Raw genomic sequence first — 1900 nt, 5'->3', positions numbered from 1 at the left:
GATCGCTCTCTCAAATTTACCAGCATCACCAGTACCTAAAATCCTGTCACTTTCTCCCCACAAAATCAATGTTTGCTGTTGTAGAGCAGGCAATTTTTGTTTGAAGTTACCATAGCCTCCACTCTTAGTAAAAGAAATTAAAGCTTGATTCCAACCAGGCATTTCTAGATGCAATCTGGCACAAATATTAGCATCTAAAGTGGCAAAACTTTTATCAAAATAAGCACTACGACTAATATTTGCTCGTACCTGGGGACGACGCAAAAATTCTGTGGCGAAATAGTCAAGTGGAGGAAAAATAAACCTACTAATAATTGGATTATTTTTCAATGCAGCACTATCAATTAATACCAATTTTTTCACAAGTTCTGGGTAATTTAGAGTAAAATCAATAGCAGCAGCACCACCCATAGAAGCACCTATTAAAATAATAGGTTGGTTAATCAAACTTTTCCAAAAAGAATAAAGATGAGTGAGTATCGCCTGTGGATTAATTTTCAAATTGGGTAATCTATCTGTAAATCCAAACCCCAATAAATCAACAGCAAAAGTTTGATTTTGAGCAGCAACTAATGGTAAAAGGCGACGAAATTCAAAAATAGAACTATCAAAACCATGCAATAATAAAATCGGAGTATTACCTTCACCTTGAGAGACAAAACTTGTATTAATTGCTTGAGAAATTAGAGGAGTAGAAATTGACTGATACTGAATATTTTGAGCAAAAGAAATAGATGTAGATTCAGTCAAACTTTCAGTTAATTTTGGTAAAAAATCAGGATACATTGGCATTAAACAATTAATAATTAATAATTAATAATTAACAATTACCTCTCCTTGAAAAGAGAGGCTTTAAACCTTAATTATTCGGTAAAGGAAGGAAAGCAGGGTCATTTCAGTTATCAGTTATCAGTACCTCTACCTATTTACGCAGCATTCCTTAAGAAAGTCAGAGGCTTGAAATAAGGATATAGTATATATGAGCTACATATATTAACAATTAAATCAGGATTTACCCAAACTCACCTTGAAAACGCTATATGTGGGGGCGTTAGCGGCAGCTCTTCGTTAGTAAATGGCATTCGCTCTTAATATAATGACAAAAATACTAAAGACAATAAATTAATAGCTGATAGCTGACCGCTGACCGCTGAATGCTTACCTAATTACTCAACTCAATATTTACTTCATTAACAATTCTACGTTTAAGTTCAACAGATTCAGAGCGAGGTAATAAATCAAAAACTTCTCTAAAAACATCATCTACTTTTTCAAAAGCAACTTGACCTTTAGCATTTAAAACAACTTTTCCTTCTTGGTCAATTAAAACAGTTTGAGGTACAAATCCTTCATAATAATAAGCTGATTTTGTAGAGTCATCAGTTATAGGATTAATAATAGAATCTACATTAACAGGAATAAAACTAGCTGCACGACCATAGAATGCTTGAAGTTGAGAAACTACAGTCGAAAATTGTTTACAATCTTTACTATCATCTAGAAAAAATACCAAGAGAGCAGGTTTAGAACTTTTGAGAGATTCTTTTAATGTTACTCTAGCAGGTACAAGAGAACCATTACCAGCATAAAGGGCAAAAATATTACCATCAAATCTATCATCATTTAGACTTGCTAAAGCAGTGGGAGTAGCTATTAGTAGTAATAAAAATATAGCTAATAAAAAACTCAATAAAGTAGAGATAATTTTTTGCCATGAAAATTGTTGTGTTAGATTCAGCATAATTTTATATATGTTAGGTTTTGTAAGTAAGTTAGAAGTGAATTATATCATGTTTTATAAAATACTTTTAATAGAAGCTTGTAGTTGCGCTTCAGTGCTGCTAGATTTTCGGTGCTAAAGTACAAATACAAACAAAGACTTTTTTATAACTAATTATCT

Annotated in this window: 2 protein-coding genes; both read right to left on the bottom strand. The window is 32.1% G+C overall.

What is annotated here, in order from left to right:
- Positions 1-786: alpha/beta fold hydrolase (locus AC3DU7_RS27790; protein WP_488042494.1), on the bottom strand; the 786-nt coding region annotated here is incomplete at its 3' end.
- A gap of 376 nt (positions 787-1162) precedes the next feature.
- Positions 1163-1741, bottom strand: a complete 579-nt coding sequence (locus AC3DU7_RS27785; protein ID WP_488042493.1) for a thylakoid membrane photosystem I accumulation factor — start codon at positions 1739-1741, stop codon at positions 1163-1165.
- Positions 1742-1900 lie beyond the last annotated feature (159 nt).

The sequence above is a fragment of the Okeania sp. genome (assembly GCF_983059655.1).
This window is presented reverse-complemented; position numbering and strand designations above follow the sequence as displayed.